General features: G+C 71.5%; 21 protein-coding genes. 17 read left to right on the plus strand and 4 right to left on the minus strand.

The features are described from left to right. Position 1: 1 nt before the first annotated feature. Positions 2–745, plus strand: a complete 744-nt coding sequence (locus DMP17_RS30050) for a Zn-ribbon domain-containing OB-fold protein (RefSeq protein WP_226356753.1) — start codon at positions 2–4, stop codon at positions 743–745. A 12-nt stretch (positions 746–757) separates the two neighbouring features. Further along, entirely contained in the window at positions 758–1,933 is a 1,176-nt protein-coding gene (locus DMP17_RS30055; protein WP_226356754.1) for a thiolase C-terminal domain-containing protein, read from the plus strand. A 48-nt stretch (positions 1,934–1,981) separates the two neighbouring features. On the opposite strand, the gene DMP17_RS30060 is transcribed toward DMP17_RS30055, so the two are convergent. The 3 genes from DMP17_RS30060 to DMP17_RS30070 form a co-directional block, all read right to left on the minus strand. Continuing rightward, positions 1,982–2,671 carry a TetR family transcriptional regulator gene (locus DMP17_RS30060; RefSeq protein ID WP_226356755.1) on the minus strand — a complete coding sequence of 230 codons (690 nt, stop codon included), beginning with the start codon at positions 2,669–2,671 and terminating at the stop codon, positions 1,982–1,984. A gap of 65 nt (positions 2,672–2,736) precedes the next feature. Beyond that, positions 2,737–4,947 carry a molybdopterin-dependent oxidoreductase gene (locus tag DMP17_RS30065; protein WP_337832749.1) on the minus strand — a complete coding sequence of 737 codons (2,211 nt, stop codon included), beginning with the start codon at positions 4,945–4,947 and terminating at the stop codon, positions 2,737–2,739. A gap of 143 nt (positions 4,948–5,090) precedes the next feature. Beyond that, entirely contained in the window at positions 5,091–6,134 is a 1,044-nt protein-coding gene (locus DMP17_RS30070) for an ABC transporter ATP-binding protein (RefSeq protein ID WP_226356756.1), read from the minus strand. Between the two features lie 303 nt (positions 6,135–6,437). On the opposite strand from DMP17_RS30070, the gene DMP17_RS30075 reads away from it, so the two are divergent. From DMP17_RS30075 to DMP17_RS30120, 10 genes are all read left to right on the plus strand, one after another. Then, positions 6,438–7,208, plus strand: a complete 771-nt coding sequence (locus tag DMP17_RS30075; RefSeq protein ID WP_226356757.1) for an MlaE family ABC transporter permease — start codon at positions 6,438–6,440, stop codon at positions 7,206–7,208. A gap of 11 nt (positions 7,209–7,219) precedes the next feature. Then, the gene (locus tag DMP17_RS30080; RefSeq protein WP_226356758.1) at positions 7,220–8,050 is read left to right on the plus strand and encodes an MlaE family ABC transporter permease; all 831 of its coding nucleotides are present in this window, start codon (positions 7,220–7,222) and stop codon (positions 8,048–8,050) included. A gap of 4 nt (positions 8,051–8,054) precedes the next feature. Next, complete coding sequence (locus DMP17_RS30085) at positions 8,055–9,440, plus strand: MCE family protein (protein WP_337831277.1); 1,386 nt, start codon at positions 8,055–8,057, stop codon at positions 9,438–9,440. Beyond that, positions 9,437–10,615, plus strand: coding sequence for an MCE family protein (locus DMP17_RS30090; protein WP_226365400.1), 1,179 nt, complete (start codon positions 9,437–9,439; stop codon positions 10,613–10,615). The genes DMP17_RS30085 and DMP17_RS30090 overlap by 4 nt, the downstream gene beginning before the upstream one ends. Next, positions 10,612–11,673: an MCE family protein gene (locus DMP17_RS30095; RefSeq protein ID WP_226356761.1), complete on the plus strand. Its 1,062-nt coding sequence runs from the start codon at positions 10,612–10,614 to the stop codon at positions 11,671–11,673. Before DMP17_RS30090 ends, DMP17_RS30095 begins: the two co-directional genes overlap by 4 nt. Then, entirely contained in the window at positions 11,673–12,920 is a 1,248-nt protein-coding gene (locus DMP17_RS30100; protein ID WP_226356762.1) for an MCE family protein, read from the plus strand. Before DMP17_RS30095 ends, DMP17_RS30100 begins: the two co-directional genes overlap by 1 nt. Then, positions 12,920–14,230: an MCE family protein gene (locus tag DMP17_RS30105; RefSeq protein ID WP_226356763.1), complete on the plus strand. Its 1,311-nt coding sequence runs from the start codon at positions 12,920–12,922 to the stop codon at positions 14,228–14,230. The genes DMP17_RS30100 and DMP17_RS30105 overlap by 1 nt, the downstream gene beginning before the upstream one ends. A 1-nt stretch (position 14,231) precedes the next feature. Continuing rightward, positions 14,232–15,587 (plus strand): MlaD family protein, encoded by a 1,356-nt coding sequence (locus DMP17_RS30110; protein WP_337831278.1) that lies wholly within the window; start codon positions 14,232–14,234, stop codon positions 15,585–15,587. A 206-nt stretch (positions 15,588–15,793) separates the two neighbouring features. Beyond that, entirely contained in the window at positions 15,794–16,510 is a 717-nt protein-coding gene (locus DMP17_RS30115; RefSeq protein WP_337831279.1) for a hypothetical protein, read from the plus strand. 8 nt (positions 16,511–16,518) lie between these two features. After that, positions 16,519–17,082, plus strand: coding sequence for a hypothetical protein (locus tag DMP17_RS30120; RefSeq protein WP_226356766.1), 564 nt, complete (start codon positions 16,519–16,521; stop codon positions 17,080–17,082). Positions 17,083–17,133: 51 nt separating this feature from the next. Here DMP17_RS30120 and DMP17_RS30125 read toward each other — a convergent pair whose 3' ends face one another. Continuing rightward, positions 17,134–17,940 (minus strand): SDR family NAD(P)-dependent oxidoreductase, encoded by an 807-nt coding sequence (locus DMP17_RS30125; RefSeq protein WP_226356767.1) that lies wholly within the window; start codon positions 17,938–17,940, stop codon positions 17,134–17,136. 232 nt (positions 17,941–18,172) lie between these two features. Here DMP17_RS30125 and DMP17_RS30130 point away from each other — a divergent pair, with 232 nt between their 5' ends. The 5 genes from DMP17_RS30130 to DMP17_RS30150 all read left to right on the plus strand — a co-directional run bounded on the left by DMP17_RS30130 (position 18,173) and on the right by DMP17_RS30150 (position 24,472). Next, positions 18,173–19,285 (plus strand): NDMA-dependent alcohol dehydrogenase, encoded by a 1,113-nt coding sequence (locus tag DMP17_RS30130; protein WP_226356768.1) that lies wholly within the window; start codon positions 18,173–18,175, stop codon positions 19,283–19,285. After that, entirely contained in the window at positions 19,282–20,067 is a 786-nt protein-coding gene (locus DMP17_RS30135) for an enoyl-CoA hydratase/isomerase family protein (protein ID WP_337831280.1), read from the plus strand. Before DMP17_RS30130 ends, DMP17_RS30135 begins: the two co-directional genes overlap by 4 nt. Positions 20,068–20,098: 31 nt before the next feature. Next, on the plus strand, positions 20,099–21,079 hold the full coding sequence (locus tag DMP17_RS30140) for an NAD(P)H-dependent flavin oxidoreductase (protein ID WP_226356770.1): 981 nt from the start codon (positions 20,099–20,101) through the stop codon (positions 21,077–21,079). Between the two features lie 101 nt (positions 21,080–21,180). Continuing rightward, positions 21,181–22,695: a class I adenylate-forming enzyme family protein gene (locus DMP17_RS30145; protein ID WP_337831281.1), complete on the plus strand. Its 1,515-nt coding sequence runs from the start codon at positions 21,181–21,183 to the stop codon at positions 22,693–22,695. Between the two features lie 88 nt (positions 22,696–22,783). Beyond that, positions 22,784–24,472: an FAD-dependent oxidoreductase gene (locus tag DMP17_RS30150; RefSeq protein ID WP_337831282.1), complete on the plus strand. Its 1,689-nt coding sequence runs from the start codon at positions 22,784–22,786 to the stop codon at positions 24,470–24,472. Positions 24,473–24,513: the final 41 nt, after the last annotated feature.

Raw genomic sequence — 24,513 nt, forward strand, 5'->3', positions numbered from 1 at the left:
GATGACCGACACACGATTCCCCGACGTCCCCACGGACCTGGCCGAGGTGGTGGAACGCCACGGCCGGGCCGTCGCCGCCGGCGAGAACGACGTGGTCCTGGCCGACTTCCGGCGTGACCGGATCGGCCAGCTGCTCGCCTCGGCGCGACCGCCGGACCGCATGAACGCATCCGAGCTGCTGTCGATCGAGCCGGGCCCGGACGAGCTCTACACCGCACACATCCGCTACACCGGCGCCGGCGGTGACCAGGCGGTCTTCCGGTCCCGCTGGATCGAGATCGACGGCACGTGGCTGGTCACCCAGGTGCGGAACGTGCCGGACACACCGCCGGTCACGCCCTTCGCCGAGCCGTCCGAGGACGGCCTCGACACCCCGCACTGGGAAGGGCTCGCCGCCGGCGAGCTCCGGATCCAGCACTGCCCCGCCTGCGACGAGTGGATCTGGTCCCCGCGCCCGATCTGCCCCGCCTGCCACCACGGCGAGCTGGAGTGGCCGTCGGTCGAACCCGTGGGAACGATCTACGGCTGGACCCGGACGTGGCAGGCGTTCCACCCCTCCGTCACCGGACACCTGCCCTATGTGGTCGTGGCCGTGGAGCTGCCCGCCGCGGGCAACCGCCGGGTCGTCGGAGTGCTGCTCGACGGTGACGGCGCCGACGTGCACGTCGGCCTGCACGTGAAGGCCGAGTTCGACAGCGCCCCGGATCCGGCGACACCGCCGTTGCTGCGCTGGCGCCTGTCCTAGGAACGGAGAAACATGACGACACCCGATCGGTTCCGCGGCGCCACCGCCGTGGTGGGAGCGGCGAACACGGCGTTCCACAAGCGGGGCACGGCGACGTCGACCTCACTCGAGCTGACACTGCGGGCGATCATCGACGCAGCGACGGACGCGGGTATCGACGCGCACGACATCGACGGCTTCGTCTCCTACGCGAACGACGACAACGAGGGACTCGCCGTCGGTGCGGCCCTGGGTGTCAAGGAGATCCGCTGGTCGAGCATGGTCTGGGGCGGCGGGGGCGGCGGGGTCGCCGCAGCGGTGAACGCCGCGGCCGCCGCCGTCGCGTCCGGCCAGGCCGAGACCGTCTGCGTCTACCGGGGCATCTCGGAGGCCGACGCCGGGCGGCAGAGCTACAGCAAGGGGCACATCGGTCCGCTCTACGGGGCGCACGGGGTGTTCGCGCCCGCGCAGATCTGTGCGCTGCGGACCCAGCGGATGATCGAGGTCGACGGCGTCCCGCGTGACGCGCTCAAGGCACTCGTCGCGGCGTCGTACCACCACGCCCAGAACAACCCCGCCGCCGTGGCCTACGGCAAGCCGCTCACCCCCGAGGTGTACGACGACTCCCGCATGATCTCCGAGCCCTTGCGGCTCTACGACTGCTCCCGGGAGAACGACGCCGCCGGAGCGGTGATCGTGACCAGCGCGGCCCGGGCCCGCGGTCTGCGGCAGAAGCCGGCGTTCGTCCTGTCCGGTGTGCAGGGCGCCGGACCGTCCTGGACCGAGTCGGTCGAGAACGAGAACCCCTACACCAGCGCCGGGTTCCATCCCGCACTGGTGTCGAGGCTCTGGGAGGGAGCGGGCCTGAAGCCGGGCGAGGTCGACGTGACCCAGGTCTACGAGAACTTCTCCGGGCCCGCCGTCGCCTCCCTCATCGACGTCGGTCTGGTCCCTCCCGGTGCGGAGGCGGGCCGGGTGATGCAGGTGGAGAACCTGGTCGCCCCGACGGGCCGGCTGCCGGTGAACACCGCAGGCGGCAACCTCGCCGAGGGATTCGTGCACGGGTTCGGCCTGATCGTCGAGGCGGTCCGCCAGATCCGGGGGACCTCGCCGAACCCGGTCCCGGGAGCGGAGGTCTCCCTCCTGCTCGGTGGGCCCATGGCACCGTTGGTCAGCGCGACCGTGTTCGGGTCCGAGTCCACCCTCTGAGTGGGCGGAGCCCCGCTCCTCGTCGCACACGGGCGGGGAGCGGGGCTCTCACGACGCCGCGGTCGACGGGAGGTCGGAGACCTTCCCTCCCGGGGCGCGCGCCGGTGCGGGGGCGTCGACCGGCAGCTCGGGCACCGCCCCGCGCAGGAAGCTGCGGATGGTCTCGGCGAAGGTCTCCTCGGCGGAGAGCCCGTTGTGCGCCACCGCGTCCGCGAGCGTCGGTTCGGTCCCGGGGTCGGCCGTCCCGAACAGCTCGCGTGCCTCACCGGGCTCCTTCGCGGCCTCGGTGATGGCGGCGCCGAGGGTCAGCTTGTCCAGGCCGTCGAGGACGAGCACACACCGGTCGACGGGCACGCCGAGCTCCACCAGCGTCCGTGCGCTCTGCTCGTAGGTGCGGATCAGCACGTCGCGGGGCATGAAGCTGAGCAGCAGCGGCGCGGCGTTGCGGTGCCGGAGCACGGCGTCGCGGAAGTTCATGCTGAGCGCGACGAACCACTCGATCCAGTTCGGCGTCTGCCGTGAGTCCGGCATCCGGGTCTCCACGACGATCGCCCGCGCGACGCCCCGCAGGATCTCCGCCTTGTCGGCGAAGTGGTGGTAGAGCGAGGGGGCGCGGACGTTCAGCTCTCGGGCGAGTCGCGGCAGGCTGAACGCGTCCAGGCCCTCCGCGTCGATGAGCCGCAGCGACGTCGTGATCACGACGTCGTACCTGATCAGAGGGCTGGCCGGACGGGGCATCGGGCCATTATCGCGCCCATGGTCCCGCCCGCACCGGTGGCACGGCCCACAACGACCACGACCGGTCAGACCGACCGTGCGACCGGTGCGATCCGCACCGGGATCGCGTTCATCTGGACGGTGCCGGACAGGGGGTCCAGCACCGTGCCGTCGGTCAGGGTGTTGCTGTTGACCCCGGGCCGGCGGGCGGCGACCCGCAGGCGGGCGTGGGCGTCGTCGTGACCCCAGCCGTGGGCCAGCGAGCAGACTCCCGGCGCCACCTCGTCGGTCACCCGGACCATGACCTCGATCCGCCCCACCGACGAGGACACCGCGACGGTCCCGCCGTCGTCGACGTCGTGGTCGCGGGCGTCGGCGGGGGAGAGGTAGAGCAGTCCCCGTTCGGGTCCCGCGGCGAGCCGGTCGACGTTGTGCAGCCAGGAGTTCTTGGAGCGCAGGTCGCGCCGGCCGATGAGCGAGAGCGTGCCCGGCTCGGCGACCGGCGGTTCCGCCTCGGCCAGCGCGTCCCGGATCCGTGGTGCGACGAGCTCGATCGTCCCCGACGGGGTGCGGATCACCTCGTCGAGGCGGGGGACGTGCCCGCCGAGGTCGATCCCGTGCGGGGAGTCGAGCACCCGGGCGAGGGTCAGACCGCCGGGGGACCGGCCGAAGTGGTCGCCGTAGGGGCCGGAGCGGATGCGCAGGTCGATCAGCCTGCGCGGCCCCCGGCCCGGGAATCCGGTGACGACCTCGTCCACGGGGATGTCGAGACCGCGGGCGACCGAGCTGCGCAGGCTCGCCGCGATCTCGTCGTCGATCTCGCCGGGATCGGCGTCCGGGCCGCGGCCCTCGTACACCGCACACAGCCGCAGCAGGATCTCCCACTCGGAGAGCATCCCGTCCGGCACGGGCCGGGCCGGCGGTGAGAAGCGGACGAAGTTGCGCTGGGCGAACTGGTAGAGGACCAGGTCGAAGTGGTCGCGGCTGAGCGAACCGGGCGGGGGGAGGACGACGTCGGCGTGGCGGGTGGTCTCGTTCAGGTAGGGGTCGACGCAGATCATCGCGTCGAGCTCGGTGAGCGCCTGCTGCACCGACGACGAGTCCGGCAGCGACCGGGCCAGGTTGCCGCCGTAGACGACGAGCCCGCGTACCCGCCCCGGACCGGGTGCGCGGATCTCCTCGGCCAGCGCCGCCACCGGGAACTCACCGAGCACCTCGGGATGGCCGCCGACCCGGGTGTGGTGGCGTCCGGTGGTGAACGGACGCGGCGGGCCGGAGGGCCGGCGGGTGGTCGGGGAGCCGGTGACCGGCCGGCTGAACAGCATGCCGCCCGGGCGGTCGAGGTTCCCGCACACCACGTTGAGGACCTGCAGCGCCCAGCAGGTGAGCGTGCCGTTCCGGTTCAGCGTGGTGCCGAGCCGGCCGTACAGCGCGGCGCGGTCGGTGCCGGCGATGTCGCGTGCCAGCTCGACGACGGTGTCCGGGGCGATCCCGGTGGCCCGCGCGGTCTCGTCCGGGGTCCAGCGGGCGACCAGTCCGGCGAGCTCGTCGAGACCCGACACCCTGCCCTGCGCGGCCCCCGGCCGGACGCGACCCTCCGTGAGGACCACGTGCAGCAGCCCGAGCAGCAGGAACAGGTCGGTGCCGGGACGGATCCGCAGGTGCAGGTCGGCCGCGGCCGCGGTCGCCGTCCGGGCCGGGTCGACCACGACGACCCGCCCACCCCGGGCCCGCAGCGCGCGGATGCGGCCGCGGTAGTCCGGAGCGGCCCCGACGCTCCCGTTGGACACCAGGGGGTTCCCGCCGACGATCACCAGCAGGTCCGTGGCGTCGAGGTCGGGCACGGGAGTGCTGGTCGGCTCGCCGAACAGGACCGCAGCGGTGACGGTCTGCGGGAGCTGGTCCATCGTCGCCGGGGAGTAGCTCTGCACCGTCCCGAGGGAACGGGCGAGGCGCCCGGCCAGCAGGGTGAAGGCGACGTTGTGCCCGGTGGGGTTCCCGGTGTACACGGCGACGGTGTTCCGGTCCTCGGCCAGCAGGGGGCCCAGCAGCCGGTCGACCTCGGCGAACGCCTCGTCCCAGGTCGCCGGACGGAGCTCCCCGTCGCGCCGGACCAGGGGCCGCGTCAGGCGGTCCGGGTCGTCGTCGACGGCACCGAGTGAGGCGCCCTTGGGGCACAGGTAGCCCTTGCTGTAGACGTCCTCGGGGTCGCCCCTGACCGCGACGACATGGTCCGCGGCGTCGAGGGTGACGGTGAGACCACACATGGCCTCGCAGAGGGGACAGCCCCGGAGCACGTCCCGCCCGGGCCCCGGGATCGGCAGCGGTCTCGTCCTCCGGCCGGCAGACATGCCCCGAGCCTATGGCCTTTAGATTTCCGAGTCCATCCTTGCGCGGTGGCGGCGGCGGGCGCCTCCCGGGCGGCCGCCGCCACCGGGTCTCACCGGACGCGCGGGATCTCGGCCGTGGCCGGGCCGTCGACCAGGCCGTGTCGGCCCGCTCCGGCTCCCGCCGGAACCCTGTCCCCGTCCATGTTCGCGCGGATCGCCTCCTGGGCGGCCGGCGGGAGGGTGTGCATCATCGTGCGGACCCGCTCCTGGCGTCGCGCCACCGCGCGCCGCTCGGGCATCCCGGGGGAGGCCTGCAGCTGGGGCTTGAGCGGGGGGAGCCCCGCGAGCCCGCCGGACTCGGCCATCTCGCGCTCGGCCTGGGCGGCGTCCTTCTCCTCGGACATCCCGATCGGTCCCTGGCGACGCCCGTTGAGGAACTGGGCCACCACCGGCTCCTCGGAGGTGAGCAGCTGCTCCCGGGGCCCGAACATCGCCAGGTGCTTGCGGTACAGCAGGCCGATGTTGTCCGGGATCGTCTGGGCGGTGTTGATGTCGTGGGTGACGATCAGGAAGGTCGAGTCGGTCTGGGCGTTGAGGTCGATGATCAGCTGGTTCAGGTAGGCGGTGCGCACCGGGTCGAGCCCCGAGTCCGGTTCGTCGAACAGGATGATCTCCGGATCGAGCACCAGCGCCCGGGCCAGGCCCGCGCGCTTGCGCATCCCGCCGGAGATCTCCCCGGGCAGCTTGCCCTCGTCACCGCGCAGCCCGACGAGATCCATCTTCTCGAAGACGATGTCGTTGATCTGCGACTCGGTCTTCGAGGTGTGCTCCCGCAGCGGGAAGGCGATGTTGTCGTAGAGGTTCATGGACCCGAACAGGGCGCCGTCCTGGAACAGCACGCCGAACAACTTGCGGATCTCGTAAAGCTTCGACTCGTTGCACCGGACGAGGTCGGTGTCGTGGATCACGATGGACCCCTGCTCGGGCTTCAGGAGCCCGATCAGGGTCTTGAGGAACACCGACTTGCCCGTTCCCGAGGGGCCGAGCAGAACGGAGACCTCACCGGGAGGGAGCGTCAGTGTCACGTCCGACCAGATGTTGGCCCTGCCGAAGGACTTCGACAGGTTCTCGACCTTGACCTCAACGCCCTTCACGGCGCACCTCCTCGTGTCGCTGCCCCGGCCGTCCCGGAGGGCTCGATACTGAGACAACGAGACATCTAGCGTCGAGTGTCTCTCCGAACGGGTCACGATCGGGTGATCGCGACGGGCTCCGGTAGTCCGTTCGGGTTAACCATGAGACGAAAGACGAAACTTGTCAACGCGTAGCTCGTTGGCCTGGCACCGGAACCCGCCGTCGACCGGAGGGCCGGTGTTCCCCCGTCGTCTCAGAGCAGAGGCCCCGATGCAGCCCGATGTTGTGACCTGCACCGCCGCCGTGCCGGACCGGGAGGCGTGATGGGTACGCCTCCGGTCGTGGCGCGGACGGTCGCGCCGCTCGGCACGTTCTTCGCGTTCACCGCCGACACCTTCGTCGCCATGTTCAAGCGGCCGTTCCAATGGCGGGAGTTCGTCCAGCAGACCTGGTTCGTCGCCAGCGTCTCCCTGGGGCCCGCGATCCTGTTGGGCATCCCGTTCGTCGCGCTGGTGACCTTCCAGTTCAACCTGGTCCTCGTCGAGATCGGCGCGATCGACCTCAGCGGGTCGGGCTCGGCGTTCGCCACGGTCACGCAGATCGGCCCGGTCGCGACGACGTTCATCATCGCGGGCGCGAGCTCCACCGCGATCTGCGCCGACATCGGCGCCCGCCGGATCCGGGAGGAGCTCGACGCGATGGAGGTGCTGGGCATCGACGTCGTCCAGCGGCTGGTCGTCCCGCGCGTCCTCGCGACCGCCGTCAACGCCTTCCTGCTGAACGGCGTGATGATCCTGATCGGTCTCGCCGGCGGCTACTTCTTCGCCGTGTACCTGCAGGACGCCAGCCCGGGGCAGTACATCGACTCCCTGACGCTGCTCGTCGGGTTCGACGACCTCGTCCACGGTGAGCTCCGGGCGGTCGTCTTCGGTGTCGTCGGCGCCCTCATCGGCTGCTACCGCGGCATGACCTGCAAGGCGGGTCCCCGCGGCGTCGGCAACGCGGTGAACGAGACGGTCGTCTACACGTTCCTCGCGCTGTTCCCGATCAACATCCTGCTGACGCAGATCCCCTACTCGCTCGGGCTGGTGTGACGACGTTGTCCGTGCTCTCCGCTGTCCGCAACGCCCTCGGAGCGCCGCTCCGGCTGCTCGACGACCTCGGCCGGCAGGCCGAGTTCTACGGCAAGGGCGTCATCTGGATCCCCAAGGCCGTCAAGAGCTACAAGACCGAGCAGGTCCGGCTCATCGCCGAGGTCGGCATGAGCACCGGCGCGCTCGCCGTCATCGGCGGGTCCTCGGTGATCACGTTCTTCATCACGCTGTTCGCCGGTGTGACCGGTGGCCTCCAGAGCTACGACGCCCTGTCCAACCTGCAGCTCGAGGCCCTCGGCGGCTTCGCCTCGGCGATCATCAACCCGCGCCTGCTCGTGCCGATCATCGCGGGGGCGGCGCTGGCGGCCACCGTGGGGAGCGGCTTCACCGCCCAGCTCGGGGCCATGCGGGTCTCGGAGGAGATCGACGCGCTCGAGGTGATGGGCGTCCGCTCCCTCCCGTACCTGGTCACCACCCGGCTCGTCGCGGGGATGATCACGATCATCCCGATCTTCGCGATGGCGATGGTGGGTGCGTGGGTCGGGTGGAAGACGACCCAGGTCGGCTTCTTCGGGCTCTCCGAGGGCACGTTCGACCACTACATGCAGACGTTCATGCAGTGGGAGGACGTCCTCTACTCCTTCGCCCAGGCGATCGGGATCGCGGTGGTCGTGATCTCGATCCACACCTACTACGGCTACACCGCGACGGGCGGGCCGGCCGGTGTCGGCCTCGCCGTCGGCAAGGCCGTCCGCACGTCGCTGATCGCCGTGCTGGCCGCCGAGCTGGCGATCTCGATGGCGCTCTACGCCGACTCCGACGCCTTCCGCATCACGGGATGACCAGGTGAACGACTCCTTCTTCACGCGGTTCAAGTACCGCGTCTACGCGCTGATCCTGATCGGGATCGTCCTCGGGTTCCTGGGCCTCTGCTCGGCGATGTACCTGAACGCCTTCGCCTCCACCGTGCCCGTCACCCTGCGTGCCGACCGGTCCGGGCTGCAGATGTACCCCGGCAACCGCGTCCAGCTCAAGGGCGTCGACGTCGGCAAGGTCGGGTCGGTCTCACTGGCCGACGGCGACCGCGGCGCCGTGGACATCGTCCTGGACATGGACTCCGACCGGATCGGTCAGGTGCCCGCCGACGTCCGTGTCTCCCTCGACCAGCTGACGGCGTTCGGTGCCAAGACCGTCCAGCTCGCGATGCCGGCCGCGCCGAACGGACGCATGCTGGCCGCGGGCGACCGGATCGACACCGGCTCGGTGACCGTCGAGGTCAACACCCTGTTCGACTCGCTGGACAGGATCCTCGACACGCTCGAGCCGCGCGAGGTCAGCGAGGTCATCGGTAACCTGGCGACCGCGCTCGACGGGCGCGGCGACGAGGTCGGTGCGACCGCCCAGCAGCTCGCCGCCTACCTCAAGCGGTTCAACGCGAACCTGCCGCAGCTGCAGACCGACTTCCGCAAGGGAGCCGACCTCACCAACCTCTACGGCGACGTCGCCGGTGACCTGGCGACGATCCTCGACAACGGCGCGGTGACGAGCCGGACGATCGTCGAGCAGCAGGCCGACCTCGAGAGCTTCCTGTTCCAGATCTCGAAGGTCTCCCGCACCGGCGAGACCTTCTTCCTGCAGAACCGCGACGGGATCCGGAACGTCACGCAGACCGCGCTGCCCACCACACAGCTGCTCCACGACTACTCCCCGATGTTCGCCTGCTGGCTGAAGGGGCTGGACAAGTCCCGCCGGCAGCTCGAGCAGCAGCAGGGCAACACGGTCCCGGGCTTCGTCGGCCTCGTGACCCTGCAGCCGGGAGACAGCCCCTACACGAGCCCACCCGTCGTCGGTGCCGACAACGGCCCGGACTGCCACGGCATGCCGGACCTCGACGGGTCGGTGTTCCCGGAGTCCCTCATGAAGAACGTGGACAAGGGCGGCGAGCCCAACCCCGACGGCGACAACACCCTGCGCATCGGGAACCCGCCGCTGGTCACCCAGCTGTTCGGTCCGTTCGCCGGTGCCGGTCAGGAGCTCGGGCTCCCGGGCGCCCAGGTCGCCCCGGTTCCCGGTCAGCCCGGTGCGCCCGGTCAGCCGGGTGCCCCGGCCCCGGCCGGCCCGACGGCACCCGCACCGCTCGCCCCCGGTGCCGAGACGGCTCCGCCGACCGCACCCGCGGACGACGGCGGCGGTCTGTTCGGTGGCCTGTTCGGTGGGGAGGGCGGCCGATGAGCGAGGTCTCCAAGGCCCAGAACATCACCGGGCCGCTGGTCAAGACGACGGTGTTCGTGGTCGTCACGATGTTCGTCCTGGTCATCGTCAGCATCCAGATGGGTGCCGGCGGGGCGGGGTTCGGCGACCAGCGCAGCTACTCCGGCGTCTTCACCGACACCTCGGGGATCAAGTCCGGTGACTCGGTCCGCATCGCGGGTGTCGAGGTCGGGACGGTCTCCGACGTCGAGGTCGTCGACAACACGCTCGGGCAGGTGAGCTTCACCGTCGACGCCGGCCGCGACCTGCCGACCGACACCCACCTCGCGGTCCGCTACCTCAACATCACCGGAGACCGGTACCTCGAGGTCGCCCGCGGCCCCGCGGCCACCGGGGTGCTGCCCGAGGGCGCGGTCATCCCCGTCGCACAGACCAGGCCCGCCCTCGACCTCGACGTGCTGCTCGCCGGGTTCTCGCCGCTGTTCGAGGGCCTGGCCCCCGACCAGATCAACCAGCTGAGCTCGGACGTGATCTCGGTGTTCCAGGGGCAGGGCGGGACGATCGAGTCCCTGCTGGCACGGATCGGCTCGCTGACCAACACCCTCGCCGACAAGGACGCGGTGATCGGCACGGTGATCACCAACCTGAACACCGTGCTGGGCACGCTCGACCGGCGCGCCCCCGAGCTGGAGTCGACGATCTCGGAGCTCCAGAGGCTCACCACCGGGCTCGCCGGTGACCGGGAGCGGATCGGCAACTCGCTGGAGGGGGTCAACCGGCTGACCACCAGCGTCGACCAGCTGCTGGGCAAGGTCCGCGGGCCGCTGAAGGGCACCGTCGACCAGCTCGACCGGGTGTCGAAGCAGGCGAAGGCCGGCGAGGCCGCCATCGACGAGAACCTGGCGCTGCTGCCGGGCGCGTACCTGCGGGTCAGCCGGCTGGGCTCCCGCGGCGCGACCTACAACCTGTTCATCTGCTCGCTGCGGGTGAAGACGACCGGCCCGACCGGTGACCCCGTCTACTCGCCGTGGCTCGGCCCGGCCGACAACGTCGACCGCTGCAAGTTCGGCAACTCCCCGCTGGAGACCCCCGAGCAGCGCGAGGCGAACCCGATCCCGCAGCAGGACGCCGCGGACCAGGGACAGGTCCCCGACCAGATCCTCCGCACCGACGACACCTCCGGGGGTGGCCGATGAAGCTGCGATTCCGGGAGAAGAACCCGGTCACCATCGCGATCGCGGGCCTGGCGATCCTCGTCGTGCTGCTGGTCGCCTCGTTCCAGCTCGCCGACCTCGAGGTGTTCTCGGGCAAGCACTACCAGGCCCGGTTCACCGAGGCAGGCGGGCTGAAGGCGGGCAACACCGTGCGGGTCGCCGGCACCGAGATCGGCACGGTCACCGGCGTCGACCTGGACGGTGCCGACGTCGTCGTCGACTTCACGGCCAAGAACGTCGTGCTGAACGACCTGACCTCCGCGACGATCGGCACCCAGACCCTGCTCGGGGAGCGCAACCTGGAGATCCGCCCGGACGGGCGGGCGCCGCTGCCCGACGACGTCATCCCGCTGGAGCGGACCGTCGCCCCCTACAGCATCACCCAGGGGATCGAGGACCTCACCCGCCGGACCGGCGAGATCGACATGCGGCAGGTCGGTCAGGCGCTCGACACCTTCAGCGAGGCGTTCGCGAACACTCCCGACGACATCGGGCCCGCGTTCGAGGGCATCACCCGGATCTCGCGCACCATCGCGAGCCGCGACGCCGCGATCGGGGACCTGCTGAAGCGCGCCGAGAGCGTCACCGGCGTGCTGAACCGCCAGACGGCCAAGCTCAGCACCCTGCTGATCGACGGCAACAAGCTGCTCGGGGAGCTGGAGGCGCGGCGGGAGGTGATCGGCGAGCTGCTGGTCACCACCCGCCGGGCCACCGACCAGATCGTCGGCCTCGTCGACGACCAGCGCGGCCGCCTCGCGCCGGCGCTGAACGAGCTCAACGGGGTCCTCACGATCCTCAAACGCAACGAGGGCAACATCGTGTCCGCGATCCAGCGGGTGTCCAGCTTCATCACCGGCCTCGGTGAGGGGCTGGCCGGCGGGCCGTACTTCGCCGGACACGGCGACCTCGGCAACGCCGCGCCGACGCTGTTCCCGGCGGCCGACTTCGTGCCCAGCCTCGCCGTTCCCACGACGCCCCTCGAGGGCGCCGCCCCCACGCTGCCGTCCGTCGGCGGCCTCATCGGCGCCGGAGGCAACTGATGGCCCGACCGAAGACCGGATCGATCCTCTACCGGGCACTCGCCGCCGGCCTGGTGGCCGTGGTCGCGGTGGCCGCGGCGGTCGTCCTGTTCAACCAGTCCAAGACCGGCGTCGCCTACTTCACCTCGGTCAAGAACATCTACCCGAACGACCGCGTCAAGATCCAGGGCGTCGACGTCGGCAAGGTGACCTCCATCGAGCCGTCCGGTGACAAGGTGCGGATGGAGTTCTCCTACGACTCCAAGTACGAGCTGCCCGCCGAGGTGAAGGCGGCGATCGTCTCGCCGACCCTGGTCGCGACGCGGTTCCTGCAGCTCGCCCCCGCCTACACCGGTGGCCCCACGATGGCCGACGGCGGGGAGATCCCGCTGGAGCGCACCGCGTCGCCGCTGGAGTTCGACGACCTCAAGAAGGAGCTCGACGAGCTCAGCACCGCGCTCGGTCCCGATCGCATGAACCAGAACGGGGCACTGTCCCGGTTCCTCGACACCGCTGCGGCGAACGCCGCGGGGCACCAGGGCGCGAAGTTCAACGAGATGATCCGCCAGGCCTCGGCCGCGGTGGAGACCCTCTCGGAGGGCCGGGGCGACCTGTTCGGGACCGTGCGCAACCTGCAGGCCTTCGTCACCGCGCTCAAGCAGGTCGACGGTCAGATCGTCGAGTTCAACCAGCGTCTGGACACCGTGTCCGGGGTCCTCACCGACAACGAGGACGAGCTGTCGGCGGCGCTGGACGGCATCTCGCGCGCGGCGAAGTCCGTCGACGAGTTCGTGGCCGACAACGGCCCCGTGCTGAACGACTCCGTCACGCAGATCGGGGACCTGACCCGGACCCTGGCCAACTCCCGTGACGACCTCGCGACGATCCTGCACGTCGGCCCGAGCACGCTGATGAACCTGTTCAACATTGTGTCCCCGCGGACCCACGCGCTGTCCGGGAAGCTCGTCGTGGACAACCTCAACACCCCGGCGGACTTCGTCTGCTCGGCCTTCACCGCGGCGAGCCAGGACCCGATCCAGGGCATCGACTACTGCAAGAGCAACCTCGGTCCGCTGTTCAACCTGCTGCGGATCCAGCAGCCGCCGATCGGCATCAGCCCGATCGCGGTCCCCGGTGCCGGCGGGCCGACCGACAACCGGCCGTCCCGTGACGCGCCGTACCGCCAGCCGACCCCGGGGCCCGAGGCCCCGCCGGACGTCGACGCCCCCGGCCTCGGTGGCCTGCTCGTGCCCCAGGGAGGCAACTGATGCGACGGACCAGACGCGTTGCGGCGATCGCCGCGCTGCTGTCCTGCACGCTGTCGCTGACCGCGTGCGACTACCGCGGGCTCAACGACTTCACCCTGCCCGGCGTCCCGGGCGTCGGCGACGGCGCCTACACCGTGCAGATCGAGATGACGAACGTCGCCGACCTCGTGCCGAACAACCCGGTACGGGTGGGGGACCAGCCCGTCGGCAACATCTCCGACGTACGGCTCGACGGCTGGAACGCCGTGGTCACCGTGACCCTCGACCCCGACGTGGAGCTCCCCGCCAACGTCCGGGCGAAGATCGGTCAGACCTCGCTGCTCGGCGCGAAGTTCGTCGAGCTGACCCGGCCGACCGACGAACCGCCGGCCGGTCGGCTCTCCGACGGCGCCCGGATCGGTCTGGACCGGGCCGGCAAGTACCCGGAGACCGAGGAGATCCTCGCCTCGGTCGCCACCCTGCTCAACGGCGGCAACCTGCAGAACATCAAGACGATCACCCGGGAGCTCAACAAGGCCCTCGGTGGCCGGACCGACGACTTCCGCAGCCTGCTGACCGAGCTCGAGACCTTCAGCCGCGGCCTCGACGACCAGAAGCAGGACATCACCCGCGCCATCGACGGCATCGACCGGCTCGCGGCCCGGTTCGCCGAGCAGGACTCGAAGATCGACGGAGCACTGCAGTCGATCCCGCCCGCGCTGACCGTCCTGAACCGGGAGCGGGAGAACCTCACCGACAGCCTCGTGTCACTGGGCGAGTTCGGGAAGGCGACCGACGCCGTCGTCGCCGAGAGCTCGGACAACCTCGCGAAGAACCTCGACAACCTGACCCCGGCCCTGAAGGGCCTCGCCGACGCGGACAGGTCGCTGACCGACTCGCTGGGCCTGCTGGGCACGATCATCTTCCCGCTGCGCAACTTCGGGGAGACCTTCCAGGGCGACTACATCAACTTCTGGCTCACCCTGGACCTGACGCTGGGGACGCTCGACCAGAACTTCCTGACCGGCACACCGGCGCAGGGCCAGCTGATCCGGCTCCAGGAGATCATGAAGGCGGGCGGGAACGCGCTGGAGGCGGCGAACCCGCTGACCGCCCCGGTGCTCCCGCAGGAACCGGGTGCGCCGGTCGGCGAGCCCGGCCTGGACCTGCTCGACGGAGCCGTCCCGAACCAGCCCCCGCCCGGTCCGCCGTCCGGAACGCTCGAACGCCCGGCGCCGCCGGAGCAGACCGAGCGCGAGCGGCAGGAACAGGAACGACCCACGGAGGCGCCGCGCGGTGGCCTGCTCGACGGCCTGACGGGAGGCAACTGACGTGATCACCCGGTACGTCAAGGTGCAGATCGCGATCTTCGCGGTGCTGACGCTCATCGCCACACTGCTGATCGTCTTCTACTACGTGCGGGTACCGCAGGTGCTCGGCATCGGCCGGATCGCGGTCACCGCGACCCTGCCGGCCGCCGGCGGCCTGTACCCGAACGCGAACGTGACCTATCGCGGCGTGACCGTCGGGACGGTGACCGACGTCGACCTCGACCCCGAGGGCGTGCGGATCCGGATGACCCTCGACAAGGACCACCTGCCGCCGACCGGCAGCCGGGCCGAGGTCCACAGCGTCTCCGCGATCGGCGAGCAGTTCGTCGACTTCGTGCCCCAGGACCCGGCGGCCGCCCCGATGGCCGACGGCGACCACGTCCCCCTGGCGCTCACCTCGATCCCGACCCCCACCGCACAGGTCCTGCAGGGCACCGACAACCTGCTGACCTCGGTCGACCAGCAGAACTTCACCACGGTGCTGACCGAGTTCGCCGACGCGTTCCGGGACCTGGGCCCGGACCTCGGCCGGCTCATCGACAACACCGGCAGCCTGGTCGGCGAGGCGGGCGAGGAGCGGAACTTCGCCGCCACCGAAGGTCTGATCAACGACTTCGAGGGGTTCGCCGACCCGCAGCTGGCCACCAGCGACTCGATCCGGAACTGGGGCCGCAACCTGGCGTCGTTCACCGGACAGCTGCGGGAGAGCGACCCCGCGCTGCGGTCGGTCCTGACCGACGGCAACCGTGCGGCCCAGCAGGCCGACTCGCTCCTGACCGACCTCGGTCGCAGCACGCCGCCGTTGCTCAGCACCACCGAGGTGCTGACCCGCCTCGCCGAGGCCTACCACGCGCCCATCGAGCAGATCCTGGTCGTCTACCCGATGTTCACGGCGGCCTCGCTGGTCGTCGCTCCGGAGAGCGAGCCGGGGATCTTCCGGTTCAACCTGGAGACCAACGTCAACCAGCCCAACTGCGTCGAGGGGTGGATCCCCGCCGGGCAGCCGGGCGGACCGCGCAACGCGATGGAGACCGGGGACGTGCCGTTGCCGGCGAACAGCTACTGCAAGCTGCCCCAGGACGACCCGACCCTCGCCCGCAGCGCGCGCAACCTGCCCTGCTTCGAGCCGGGATCACCTCCCGGCCGGCGTGCCGCGACCATCTTCGAGTGCCGTGGGTCCGGCTTCAGCCCGACCGCGGCAGGCCGCCTGACCCTCCGGCCCGAGACCCCGCTGAACAACCAGCCGGCGTTCGAGCCGCTGGGCGGGATCGGAGCCGTGAGCTCGCCTGCCACCCCGTCGGAGCGCATGACGCTGGAAGGGCTCATGACTCCGTCACCCGCAGGGGCACCGTCCTGAACTGCGGAGACAGCGGGGGAGTACCCCGCGAGCGATACAAATTCAGTGATGTGTCACGATCGACCAGCTGTGACGGCCGTTACCCGACCGTCCCGCTGCCGGTGCCCGCCCGGGCGGGCACCTCCGACCGGCGCCGGCGACCCCCGCGTTCCGCCCACCCCCCGGGGCGGGACGATCCGACGCCGCCGATGCGAGGAGCTGACGTGGTGAGAACCTTTTCCCTCGGCCGAGGGGCGACGACGCCTCCGGACGAGAACGACACGACCCCGGACGCCCCGGCGCCCGGCACGGGGTCGACGACGCGCGCCGCGGAGCCTGCAGGCGCCGCGGACGAGGCCCCCGGCCCGGCGTCCGGGGCGGGAGAGGCCGGGCTCCCTGCGGCCGCACCCGTCGACGCCGGGACCGAGGGCGACCACCCGGCCGACGTCCGGCCGGGGGAGGACGGGCCGCGTCCCGCCGTCCGGCGGGCGGTGCTCGTGGGGTTCGCCCTGGCCCTCGTCGCGGCCGTGGTCTGCGGGGTCTGGTGGAACGGCGGACGGGCGGCGGAGGCCGACCGCGCGGCCGCGCTGGAGAAGGCACAGGCGGCTGCCGTCGAGCTGACCTCGATCAACTACGAGACCGCGGAGCAGGACGTCCGCCGGGTCCTCGACGGAGCGACCGGGGACTTCGGGGGCCTGTTCGCCCAGAACCTGGACTCCTACATCAGCCTGGTGAAGGAGTCGAAGGTCGCCACGCAGGGCGAGGTGACGGGAGCCGGTCTGGAGAACATCGACGGTGACACCGCCCGCGCGATCGTCGCGGTGAAGGCGACCGTGCACAACCAGAGCGTCCCCGCGGGGGAGTCGCGCTTCTACCGGATGGTGACCGAGTTGCAGAAGAAGAACGGTGAATGGCTGGTCGCGCGGGTGGAGTTCGTCCCGTGAGGCGCGCGGTGCGATCCGTCGGCCGCGGGGCGAGGGCTCTGGCCGCGCTGCCGGTCCGCGGTACGCGGGCGGTCACGACCTGGTATCGGACCCGCCCCCGCACGGCGACGAGGGTCCTGGCCGTCGCGGCCGTCGCGCTGGTGGCGGTGGCCGTCACCTTCTCGGTGCTGCAGGTGCGGGCGACCCAGGCCGCGGCGGCACGGGACGAGGCGCTCGCCGTCGCGAAGGAGGCCGTCCCGAACCTCCTGTCCTACGACCACCGCAGCATCAAGAACGACCTGGACGCACGGCTCGGTCAGGTCGGCGGCCGGTTCAAGGACGACTACCAGGGTCTCGTCCGTGACATCGTCATCCCGGCGTCGGACCGGGACCAGCTCGTCACCCAGACGTCGGTCGCCGCGGCCGGGGTCGGTGAGCCGGCGTCGTCGGACCGGGTCCGGCTGACGATGTTCCTGAACCAGACCTCGACCCGTGCGGGGCAGCAGCAGCCCACCCTGTCCGGATCCCGGGTCCTGGTGACCATGGAGCGCGACGGCGACCGCTGGCTGGTGACGGCGCTCGACCCGGTCTGATGCCGGGGTGGGGACGCCGGGCGCGACCGGGCGTCCCCACCCGGCACGTGGTCAGTGGCCGCTCATCCCGCCGTCGACCGCGATCGTGGCGCCGGTGACGTAGCCCGAGGCGGGCGTAGCGAGGAACAGCAGCGCCGCGTCCAGCTCGCGCTGGGTGCCGAGCCTGCCGAGCGAGGTGGTGGCCAGGAACCCGGCCAGCGTCTCGTCCGGCATCTCCTGGGTCATCTCCGTCCGCACGAAGCCCGGAGCCAGGGCGTTGACGCGGATCCCGCGACGACCGGACCACTGCCGGGAGAGGTCCCTCGTGAGTCCGATCAGCCCGGCCTTGCTCGCCGAGTAGGCCGCCTGCGGCAGGGCCGAGGCGATCAGTCCCAGCACGCTGGACACGTTGACCACCGACGAGCCGGGCTCCATCCGCCGCGCGCACGACTGGGCCATCCAGTACGCCCCGGAGAGGTTGACGTCGAGAACGCGCCGGAAGTCCGCGGGGGCCTCGCGCAGTGCGGGGACGACGGTGCTGATCCCGGCGTTGTTCACGAGGACGTCGATGCGGCCGTACCGGTCCATCGCCGCGGCCGCGACGCGGTCGCAGTCCTCCGGGACGGCGACGTCGGCCTCCACCGCGTGCCAGCTCCGCCCCCGTTCCGCCACGGCCCGTCCGGTCCCGGCGAGCCGGTCGGCGCGGCGGGCGGCCAGGACCACGTCCGCGCCGGCCTCGGCGAGTGCGGCGGCGAAGCCGGCGCCGAGGCCCGAGCTGGCGCCGGTCACGACGGCGACCTTGCCCCGCAGCCGGAACAGGTCGAGGAGCGGGGTGCCGGGAGCGGGGGCGTCCGGGCCCGGAGGTCGTGGATCGTTCATGAGACAAACCTTTACATATGTTGCGGAGAAACGGTCGAGGTGGCCACTGAGCTGCAGCTCAGCAGTACAGGTGATCGCTCGTGAGACATCTGGGCCGGAACGTATTGACGCGTATATCTACGAACATTAGGCTGACGAGCGCTTCGGGTCGACCGTCGTTCCCCGTCGACGGGCACGACCCGACGGTCGTACGACCGAGCCATCACTCCCCTTCCCCGAGAGGAACAAGACGATGAAGTCGAGGGCAGCTGTCCTGTGGGAGGCCCCGGGCGAGTGGGACGTCGTCGAGATCGACGTCGACGAGCCCAAGGACCACGAGATCCTGGTCCGGTACGTGTCGTCCGGTCTCTGCCACTCCGACGATCACCTGACCAAGGGCGACGTACCGTCCGCGCACTACCCGTACTGCGGTGGGCACGAGGGCGCCGGTGTCGTGGAGAAGGTCGGGCCCGGGGTCCGCGGTCTCGAGGTCGGCGACCACATCGTGGCCAGCTTCATCCCGGGATGCGGCCGGTGCCGCTGGTGCGCCGAGGGCAAGCAGAACCTCTGCGACAACGGCGCCTTCATGATGACCGGCACCCAGCTCGACGGGACGTTCCGGCTCCACCACGGCGACACCGATGTCGCCCAGTGCTCGTTGGTCTCGACCTTCTCCGAGTACAGCGTCCTGCCCGAGTGGGGCGCCATCAAGATCGACAAGAGCATCCCCCTCGAGTCCGCGGCGCTCGTCGGCTGCGGTGTCCCCACCGGGTGGGGGTCGGCGGTCAACGCCGGTCAGGTGCGGCCGGGTCACGTCGTGATCGTCATGGGCGTCGGCGGTATCGGGATCAACGCCGTGCAGGGTGCGAAGCACGCCGGTGCGCTCCGCGTCATCGCGGTGGACCCGGTGGCCTTCAAGCAGCAGAGCGCACTGAAGCTCGGCGCCACCGATGCCGTGGCCACCATGGCGGAGGCGACCGAGCTCGCTCGCGAGCTGACCAACGGCCAGGGGGCCGACTCGGCGATCGTCTGCGTCGGTGTCGCCACCGGTGACCACGTGGCCGAGGCGTTCGCCTCGATCCGGAAGGACGGCATCGTCGTCCTGACGGCGGTGGCGAACTTCGCCGCGACCGGTATCCCGGTGAACCTCATGGAGCTCGCCATGTACCAGAAGCGGATCCAGGGCGCGCTGTTCGGGATGTCCTCGCCGACCCGGGACGTGCCCTACTTCCTGGAGATGTACCGGCAGGGCTACCTGCGGCTCGACGAGCTGGTGACCCGCAGGTACAAGCTGGAGGAGATCAACCAGGGGTATGCGGACATGCACGCCGGCGTGAACCTCCGCGGAGTGGTCGACTTCGCGTGACCGCCGTGGCGGAGCCGGAGGTGACCGTCCGGCGCGACGGCCCGGTCGCGACGGTGGAGCTGTCGAACCCCGGCCGGCGCAACGCACTGACCGGCGCAATGCTGGCCGAGCTGTCCCGCGTGTTCCCCGAGCTCGACGACGACCCGGAGGTCCGGGTCGTCGTCGTGACCGGGCGCGGGGAGGACTTCTGCTCCGGGGCCGACCTGTCGGCCGTGGACGGGGACAGGCACCCGCTGGGCTCGATGAACCGGACCAACCGGGCCGCGCTCGCCCTGCACCGGATGGCGACGCCCACCGTCGCCCGCGTCGACGGCGTCGCCGTCGGGGCGGGGCTGAACCTCGCGCTGGGCTGCGACCTGGTCGTCGCCTCCGACCGTGCCCGCTTCTCCGAGGTGTTCGTCCGGCGCGGCCTGGCCGTGGACTTCGGTGGGTCGTGGGTGCTTCCCCGGCTGATCGGCATGCACCGGGCCAAGGAGCTCTGCCTGCTCGGTGAGGTCCTGCCCGCGAGCCGGGCCGTCGAGATCGGGCTGGTCAACCGGTCGGTCCCGGTGGACGAGCTCGACGCGACCGTCGACGAGCTCACCGGGAGGCTCGCCGACGGCCCGGCGGTGGCGATGGCACTGACGAAACGCCTGCTCGCCGACGGAGCCGGGCGCAGCCTCCCCGAGGCACTCGACGCGGAGGCCGCCGCCCAGGCGATCACGCTGCGCGGCGAGGACGTCGAGGAGGCGTTCGGAGCGTTCCGCGAGAAGCGTGACGCCCGGTTCACCGAGCGGCTCTGACCCGTTCGGCCACAGACACGAGAGGAGAGACATGCCGCTGCGCACGAGGTTCACCGAGGTGTTCGGGGTCGAGCACCCGGTGGTGCAGGGCGGGATGCAGTGGGTGGGGCGGGCCGAGCTCGTCGCGGCCGTCGCCGAGGCGGGCGGGCTGGGCTTCCTCACCGCGCTCACCCAGCCGACGCCCGAGGATCTGGCCCGGGAGATCGCCCGGTGCCGTGAGCTGACCGACAAGCCGTTCGGTGTGAACCTGACGATCCTCCCCTCGATCGAGCCGCCGCCCTACGACGAGTACCGGCGGGTCATCGTCGAGGCGGGCATCCCGGTCGTGGAGACGGCGGGCTCGAACCCGGAGCCGCACCTGCCGCTGTTCCACGAGCACGGCGTGAAGGTGCTGCACAAGTGCACCAGCGTCCGGCACGCGCTGAAGGCGGAGCGGGTCGGGGTGGACGGTGTCAGCATCGACGGCTTCGAGTGCGCCGGTCATCCCGGCGAGGACGACGTCGCCGGGCTCGTGCTCATCCCGGCGGCGACGGCCCGCCTGTCGATCCCGGTGGTGGCCTCCGGCGGCTTCGCCGACGGCCGCGGCCTCGCCGCCGCCCTGGCCCTGGGCGCCGACGGCATCAACATGGGCACCCGGTTCATGTGCACGGTCGAGGCGCCGATCCACGACCGCGTCAAGCAGGCCATCGTCGACGCCGACGAGCGCGCCACCGAGCTGATCTTCCGGCCGCTGCGCAACACCGCGCGGGTCGCGAGCAACACGGTCAGCGCCGACGTCGTGCGGATCCTCGACGACGGTGGCGGGTTCGCCGACGTCCGGGAGCTGGTGGCCGGTGTCCGCGGCCGGTCGGTGTTCGAGACCGGGGACCTGGACGCCGGCATCTGGACCGTCGGCCAGTGCCAGGGACTGATCGACGACATCCCGACGGTGGCGGAGCTGTTGCACCGCATCGTGGCCGAGGCGGAGGACGTGCTCGGCCGTCTCGCCGGGCGCGTCGTCGCGTCCGCCTGACACAGGAGGACCCGGCCGCGGTGGCGGCCGGGTGGAGCAGTGGGAACGGACAGCCGGCCCGGTGGGAACCGGCCGCGCATCGTGGCGCGAGAAGGAGAGTCATGGCGACGTCGATCGCATCTGCCCTGCACTGGTGGGCCCGTCGCAAGCCGGACCAGCACGCCGTCGTCGTGGCGGACGACGCCGCGACCTACCGCGAGCTGCAGGACTGGTCCGGCCGGATCGCCCGCACGCTCGTCGACCGGGGCGTGGAACCGGGCGACAGGGTCGGCCTGATGGGTGTCAACAGCGTCGAGTGGGTCGCCGCGGCGTGGGGCGTCATCAAGGCGGGCGCCGTGCTCGTGCCCCTGAACTCGCGCCTGGTCGCGGGCGAGCTGCAGAAGGTGCTGGGCGACTCCGGGGCCGAGGTGGTCCTGGCGGCCGAGCCGTACGAGGAGACCCTCCGGCAGGTCGGCGAGCTCGGGCACCGGCACACCCGGATCGGCTTCGAGGAGATCAGGGGCCTGCGCGCGGGGGAGCGGGAGGACTTCCGCATCGACCGCGGGCCCTCGGACACCGTGGCGATCCTGTTCACCAGCGGATCGACCGGGCTGTCCAAGGGCGTCATCTGCACGAACCGGACGCTGCTCGACATCGTCTTCGAGAACACGCTGACCGATCCCGGGATGCGGCCCGGAGCCCGCACGCTGCTCCTGCTGCCGCTGGCCTTCACCCCGGGCCTGGTCTACGGCCTGGTGATGACGGGTGTGCTCGGCGGGACGCTCGTCGCCGAGCGCGAGATGAACCCGTCGCGGGCGGTGCAGCTGATCGAGAAGCACCGCATCACCGTGATGTTCGGTGTGCCGCTGATCTTCCAGGCGCTCGCGTCGGCACCGGAGTTCGCCGGGGCCGACCTGAGCAGCCTCGACTGCGCCATCGTGGGTGGTGCGGCCGTCCCCGTCCCGCTCCTGGAGGCCTACTCGGCCAAGGACGTGGTGCTGCGCCAGATCTACGGCATGACCGAGGTCGGTGGCGTGGCGACCGCCACCTGGCCGGAGGAGGCGGGTGACCACCCCGACAAGTGCGGCAGCGGCAGCATCTTCACCGACATCAAGGTCGTGCGGCCGGACGGCACCGAGTGCGAGCCGGGTGAGAACGGCGAGATCCTGATGCGGGGCCCGGGCGTCACCCCCGGGTACTGGAACGACCCGGACAACACCGCCCGGGCGCTCCGGGACGGGTGGCTGCACGGCGGCGACCTGGGACAGCGCGACGAGCAGGGCCGGCTGACCTTCGTCGACCGGCTCAAGGACCTGATCATCACCGGCGGCATCAACGTCTCGCCGTTCGAGCTGGAGGCGGTGATCGCCGCGATCCCCGGGGTGAAGGAGGTCTCGGTGATCGCGGCGAAGGACGAGCGGTTCGGCGAGACACCGGCCGCGATCGTCTGGGGCGAGGGACTCGACGAGGCCACGATCATCGCGGAGTGCAACCGGAAGATGGCCGACTACAAGGTGCCGCGCTACGTCGTGGTCCGGGACGAGCCCCTGCCGCGGCTGCCGAGCGGCAAGATCGCCAAGCCGACCGTCCGCACCGAGTACGCGGACATCCATTCCACCCACGAGAAGGTGCGCTGACCCCAGCGCGACGCACCGGGCCGCCGGTGGCGGGCCGTCACCGGCCGCCACCGGGGCTCCGTGCCCGGCCCGGCCACGAGGACCCCCGATGACCCATGTGATCACCCGGTCGTGCTGCAACGACGCGTCGTGCGTCGAGGTCTGCCCGGTCGACTGCATCCATCCGACCCCCGACGAGCCGGGCTACACGACCGCGGAGATGCTCTACATCGACCCGGACACGTGTATCGACTGCGCGGCCTGCATCGACGTGTGCCCGGTGTCGGCGATCGTCCCCGACGACGACCTGGAACCGGTCGACCTGCGCTACCTGCGGATCAACGCGGCGTGGTTCGACGGCCACGAGCCGGGGGAGCGGTTCGAGCGGGTCGACCCCGAGATCACCCCGCCGGAGGGGGCCGGACCACTGCGCGTGGCCGTGGTCGGGACCGGCCCCGCGGCCTCCTACGCCGCCGAGAGCCTGGTGCGCCGTCGTGGTCTCGACGTCGAGGTCACGATGATCGACAGACTGCCGGTCCCCGGCGGGCTGATCCGGCACGGTGTGGCGCCCGACCACCAGGACACGAAGGGGGCGGGCACGGCACTGGCACGCACCTGGGGGCGGCGCACGGTGACCCTGCACCTCAACGTGGAGGTGGGCACCCACGTCGCGCACGCGGACCTGCTCGACCACCACCACGCGGTGCTCTACGCGGTGGGGGCCCCGGGGGGCCGCTCGCTCGGCATCCCCGGCGAGGACCTCGGCGGCTGCGCGTCGGCGACGGACTTCGTGGCCTGGTACAACGGCCACCCCGACGCCGCGCGGCACGCGTTCGACCTGTCCGGGCACCGCGCGGTGGTGGTCGGCAACGGCAACGTCGCCCTCGACGTGGCCCGCATCCTGGTCGCAGGGACGGACCACCTGGCGGCCACCGACATCTCCTCGGCCGCGCTCGACGGGCTCTCCCGGAGTGCGGTGCGCGAGGTCGTGGTGCTCGGCCGCAGGGGGCCCGCGCAGGCGTCGTTCACCACGCCGGAGCTGATGGCGCTCGGTGATGTCGAGGGCGTCGACGTGATCGTCGACCCGGACGAGGTCCGGCTGGACGAGGCGTCCGCGGCGCAGCTCGCACGCGAACCGGACCCCGTGGTCATGCTCAAGCTCGAGGCTCTGCGGGAGCTGGCCGAGCGCGAGCCCGCGGGCCATGACCGGCGCATCGTCCTGCGGTTCCTCGCGTCGCCGGAGGAGGTGGTCGGCCGGGACCGGGTCGAGGGCCTGCGCGTCGCGCGCACCGCGACCGAGGTCGACGGGGACCGGATCGTGGCCCGGCCGACCGGGGAGACCTCCGACATCGGGTGCGGCCTGGTCCTGACCTCGGTCGGGTACCGCGGCGCCCCGGTGCCCGGTCTGCCCTTCGACGAGCGACGCGGCGTGCTGCCGAACGACGGTGGCCGGGTGGTCGATCCCGGGACCGGCGAGCCGGTGCCGGGCACCTACACCGCGGGGTGGATCAAGCGGGGACCGAGCGGGGTGATCGGCACCAACCGCTGGTGCTCCGAGGACACCGTGCGCGCTCTGCTGGAGGACTACTCCGCCGGGCGTCTCGACCCGCCCGCCGCCGGTGGGCCGGAGTTCGCCGAGCTCGTCGCGCGGCGGCGCCCCGAGGCACTCGGTCTCGCGGCCTGGAAGGCGATCGACGCGCACGAACGACGGGCCGGCCGCAGCGCGGGCAGGCCACGGGTGAAGCTCGTCGACCTGCGGGACATGCTCGACGTGGTCGAGGCCGCGTCGAGCCGCTGAGCCCGGCGCACGTCGCACCGGCCCCGGCCGCGCTCCGGCGG

It is taken from the genome of Pseudonocardia sp. TMWB2A (assembly GCF_017312135.1).